Here is a 4,996-nt window from a genome sequence, read left to right as displayed (position 1 = left end):
AGAGAATGCGCGATCGGGTGCCCGAGCACGCCCGCGCGGCGCACGGCCGGGGTCGAGGTCACGTCAGGCGGTCACGTCAGGAGGACGAGTCGCTGGTCTGGTTCTCCGCGACCCAGCTCCGGAGCTCCTCGACGTTCTTCAGGTGGTCGGAGTACTCGCTGGCGTACTTGGTCTCGCCGGTGGTGAGGTTCACCGTGACGAAGAACAGGTAGTCGGTCTCCGCGGGTTGCACGGCGGCCTTGATCGAGGACTCGCCGGGACCCGCGATGGGGCCGGGCGGCAGGCCCGTGTACTTGTACGTGTTGTACGGCGAGTCGATGGCGCGCTCGTCGTCCGACGTGAACACGCCCTCCGAGGGCGACAGGTACTTGACCGTCGAGTCGAACTCGAGCTTCATGTCGATGTCGAGGCGGTTGTAGATCACGGAGGCGATCACCGGGCGGTCCTCCGCCAGCTTCGCCTCACGCTCGATCAGCGACGCGACGGTGAGGATCTTCTCGCGATCGGCCTCTTCGACGTCGTACTTGTCGAGCATCTTGACGGTCTGCGCGACCATCTTGGTCATCACCTCTTGCGGCGTGACGCCGGGGTTGAAGTCGTACTTCGCGGGGAACAGCCAGCCCTCGAGGTTGCCGTCCGCTCCTGCAGGAAGGCCCAGCGCCTCGGTGTTCTCCGCCGCCGCCGCGACCTCCTCCTTGGTGGTGCCCGTGAGGTTGGCGATCGCCTGGAAGTAGTAGTCGAGCGTCTTGCCCTCGGGCACGGTGATGGACCGCACGTCGCGGTTCGCAGGGTCGAGCAGCGCCAGCAGCGCGTACTCGGCCTTCATCTCCTTGTGCATGAAGTAGTAGCCGGGGGTGATCGACGCCGAGTCCGGGTTGTCGTTCGCCTCGATGATGAACGCCTGCTTCGAGGCGACGACGCCCGCGTCGTACAGGGTCGAAGCGATGTCCGCGCCCGTGTCGTTGGGCTCGACGATCACCTGCACGTTGCCCTGTCCCGGGCCCTCGAAGTCGGCGATCTCGCTGGACGTGGTCTCGAAGCCCTGCATGAAGTTCCACGCGAGCGAGGCGCCCACGGCGAACAGCACGAGCCCCACCGCGGTGGTGATCAGGGTGACGCGGCGGCGCGCCGCACGACGCTTCTGGCGCTGGAGTCGTCTCAGGTCCAGCGAGGTCGTCGTGGTCGCCTCGGCCTCGAAAAGGTCAGTCATCATTCCCCTTGCGCGGAACCTCGATCGTCACCATGTCGAGATTACCGTTCTTGTCAATGTCCAGTGCGTTCTCAAGGATCACCACGGCGGCTGCCTGGTCGATCACGTGCCGCTGCCGCTTGGCTGTGCGACCGGCGCTCCGCATCGCCTGGGATGCGGTTGCCGTCGAGAAGCGCTCGTCGATCAAACGAACCGGCGCGGAGGTGAGTTCCGCCAGCCGCGCGGCGAAGCCGCGCGCATCGTCCGCGCTGGTGCCCTCGGAGCCGGAGAGCTTCTTCGGCAGCCCCACGAACACGCAGACGGCGGCCCGCTCCCGCGCGATCGCAGCGATCGCGTCGGCATCGCCGTCGCCCCGCTGCACCGTCGCGACCGGGAACGCCATCAGCCCGTCGGGGTCCGATGCCGCCACGCCGATGCGGACCGTGCCCACGTCGACCCCCAGCCGCGCTCCCTTATCCACGCGCCGCCACGGCGGCCGCCACGGCCTCGAGCGCCTCGCCGATGCGGGCGGGATCCTGGCCACCGCCCTGCGCCAGGTCGGGCTTGCCGCCACCGCCGCCGCCCAGGATGGACGATGCGACCTTCACCAGGTCGCCGGCGCGCAGGGCCGCGTCGCGCGCACCCTGGTTGGTGGCGACCACGATCTGCGGGCGACCGCCCAGGTCCGCGGCGATGGCCACCACCACGGGTGTCGCGTCGCCCAGGCGGGCGCGCACGTCGGTCACCAGCGAACGGAGATCGTCCCCGTCCGCGGCGTTCGTGGACCGGTGCGTCACCACACGCACGCCGCCCACGTCCACCGCCGTGCCCACGAGCGTCTCCGCCATCTGCCGCATGGCCCGCTGGCGGTAGCCTGCGAGCTGGCGCTCCGCATCGGCCAGACGCTCGAGCAGCTTCTCGACCCGGCCCTTCAGCTCGCCCGGCTGCGCCTTGAGCGTGGTGGTGAGCTCGGAGACGAGCGCGCGCTCGCCGGCCAGCCTCTGGAACGCCTCGAGACCCACGAAGGCCTCGATGCGGCGCGATCCGGAACCCACGGAGGCCTCGCCGGTGACGGCCACGAGGCCCACCTGGCTGGAGTGCTCCACGTGGGTTCCGCCGCACAGCTCGCGCGACCACGGGCCGCCGATCTGCACCACGCGCACCGTCTCGTCGTACGTTTCGCCGAACAGCGCGACGGCGCCCCACTCCTTCGCCTCGGGCAGCGTCATGTGCTGCGCGGAGACGGCGAGGTCCTGGCGGATCGCGCGGTTGGTGACCTCCTCGATCTCCGAGCGGGTCTCGGGAGACAGCGCCGAAGGCCAGGAGAAGTCGAGACGGAGGTAGCCGGGCTTGTTGTAGGAGCCCGACTGCAGCGCGTCCGGGCCCAGCACCTCACGCAGCGCCGCGTGGATGATGTGCGTGCCGGAGTGCGCCTGGCGCGCGCCGATCCGCCATTCGGTGTCGACCTCGGCGGAGACGTCGTCGCCCACCGCGAGCTCTCCCTCGATGACGCGCACTGTGTGCACCACGAGCCCCTTGACGGGGCGCTGCACGTCCATGACCTCGAGGCTGCCCCGCGCCGAGCGGATCACGCCCGAATCGGCCTCCTGGCCGCCGGACTCCGCGTAGAACGGCGTCTGGGGCAGCACCACCTCGACGGTCTCCCCCGCCACGGCCACGGGCACGCCCACGCCGCCCTTGACGATCGCCTGCACCGACGTCGCGGTGATGAGCTCCTCGTAGCCACGGAACTCCGTGGCGCCCGCCTCGCGGATGCCCGCATAAACCTGCGTGTCGGCGTGGCCGCCCTTCTTGGCCTTCGCATCGGCCCGGGCGCGCTCCTTCTGCTCCTTCATCAGCTCGCGGAAGCGCGCCTCGTCGACCTGGATCCCCTGCTCGGCGGCCATCTCGAGCGTGATGTCGATCGGGAAGCCGTAGGTGTCGTGCAGCGTGAACGCGTCGGAGCCGGACAGCGCCTTCGCGCCGGACCGCTTGGCCTTGTCGACCGCGGTGTCGAAGATGGTGGTGCCCGACTGGAGGGTGCGCCGGAACGCGTCCTCCTCGTTGTAGGCCACGGCCTCGATGCGCGCGCGGTCGCCCTCGAGCTCCGGGTAGGACGCCTTCATGGCGTCGAGTGAGATGGGCAGCAGGTCCGGCATGGTGCGGTCCTCGACGCCCAGCAGGCGCATGGCGCGCACGGAGCGGCGGATGAGGCGGCGCAGCACGTACCCGCGGCCCTCATTGCCCGGCGTGACGCCGTCGCCGATGAGCATGAGCGACGAACGCACGTGGTCCGCGATCACGCGCATGCGGACGTCGTCGGTGTGGTCCGCGCCGTAGGCCTTGCCCGACAGCTCCTGGGCCTTGGCGATCACCGGGTAGACCTCGTCGATCTCGTACATGTTCGCGACGCCCTGCTTGAGGTACGCGATGCGCTCCAGGCCCGCGCCGGTGTCGATGGCCTTCTGGTCGAGCTCGCGCACCAGCGGGTAGTCCTTGCCGGCGCCCTCGCCGCGCAGGTACTGGTCGAACACCAGGTTCCAGATCTCCAGGTAGCGGTCGCCGCCCGGGTCCACGGTGCCGCCCACGGCCTCGGGGCCGAACTCGGGCCCGCGGTCGTAGTGCCACTCCGCGCAGGGTCCGGCGGGGCCCGGCTGGCCGGTGTCCCAGAAGTTCTCCTCGCGCTCGAGGTGGACCACCCGGGCCGGGTCGATGCCCACGTTGCGCAGCGCCGAGTGGGCCTCGTGGTCGTCCTTCCACGTGGTGACCCACAGGCGCTCCGGGTCGAGGCCGTACTTGCCCTCGTCCTCCGAGCCCGTCAGCAGGTCGTACGCGAACTCGACCGCGCCCTCCTTGAAGTAGTCGCCGAAGGAGAAGTTGCCCAGCATCTGGAAGAACGTGCCGTGGCGGGTGGTCTTGCCCACCTCCTCGATGTCCTTGGTGCGGATGCACTTCTGGACGCTCGCGATGCGCGGGTGAGGCGAGGTGTCGGTGCCGATGATGTACGGGATGAAGGGGACCATGCCGGCCACCGTGAACAGCAGCGACGGATCGGGCGAGACCAGCGAGGCGCTGGGCTGGATGTGGTGATCCTGCTTCGCGAAGTAGTCGACCCAGCGCTTGGCGATCTCTGCCGTCTGCATGCCTGTTCTCAGTCCTTCTGTGTACGGGTCCGGGGACCGGACCAGGGACGATGCGCATCGTCCCGTCCTTCACCGTGCAGAAAGGCCGCGGCGCACCACCCCGGAGGGCAGTGCGCCGCGGCCACTGCGTGTTGGGCTTCTCAGAGCCTAACGGGTGCGATCAGCGCGCGTAGTACTCGACGACCAGCTGCACGTCGCAGGTCACGGGGACCTCGGCGCGCTTGGGACGGCGGGTGAGGCGGGCCGTGAGCTTCTCGAGCGTGACGTCGAGGTACTCGGGCACCTGGGGCAGCACGTCACGGTGCGCGCCGGCGGCGGCGGCCATGTACGGCTCCAGGGTGACGGCCTTGGGCTTGACCTGGATGGTCTGGCCCGGCTTCACGCGGAACGAGGGACGGTCGACGATCTTGCCGTCCACGAGGATGTGGCGGTGCAGCACCGTCTGGCGGGCCTGCAGGATGGTGCGGGCGAATCCGGCGCGCAGCACGAGCGCGTCGAGACGCATCTCGAGCAGCTCGACGAAGGCCTCACCGGTCAGGCCGGACTCCTTCTTCGCCTCGGCGTAGGTCGAGGTCATCTGCTTCTCACGGAGGCCGTACTGGGCGCGAAGACGCTGCTTCTCGCGCAGACGGACGGCGTAGTCGCTCTCCTTGCGGCGAGCGGT

The 4,996-nt window shown here is 69.6% G+C and carries 4 protein-coding genes; all 4 read right to left on the bottom strand.

Going from position 1 to position 4,996, the window contains the following annotated elements:
• Positions 1–76: 76 nt before the first annotated feature.
• A complete protein-coding gene (mltG, locus tag Q0L54_RS10370; RefSeq protein WP_296667872.1) occupies positions 77–1,210 on the bottom strand; it encodes an endolytic transglycosylase MltG in 1,134 nt (377 codons plus the stop codon).
• Positions 1,203–1,640 (bottom strand): Holliday junction resolvase RuvX, encoded by a 438-nt coding sequence (ruvX, locus tag Q0L54_RS10365; RefSeq protein ID WP_296667870.1) that lies wholly within the window; start codon positions 1,638–1,640, stop codon positions 1,203–1,205. Before ruvX ends, mltG begins: the two co-directional genes overlap by 8 nt.
• 22 nt (positions 1,641–1,662) lie before the next feature.
• On the bottom strand, positions 1,663–4,332 hold the full coding sequence (gene alaS / locus Q0L54_RS10360) for an alanine--tRNA ligase (protein ID WP_296667868.1): 2,670 nt from the start codon (positions 4,330–4,332) through the stop codon (positions 1,663–1,665).
• 160 nt (positions 4,333–4,492) lie between these two features.
• A partial coding sequence (gene rpsD / locus Q0L54_RS10355; RefSeq protein ID WP_296667866.1) for a 30S ribosomal protein S4 occupies positions 4,493–4,996 on the bottom strand: 504 nt, incomplete at its 5' end.

Source organism: Demequina sp., from assembly GCF_024642165.1.
Taxonomy (GTDB): Bacteria; Actinomycetota; Actinomycetes; order Actinomycetales; family Demequinaceae; genus Demequina.
The sequence above is the reverse complement of the archived record's forward strand: the minus strand, read 5'-3'. Positions and strand labels throughout refer to the sequence as shown.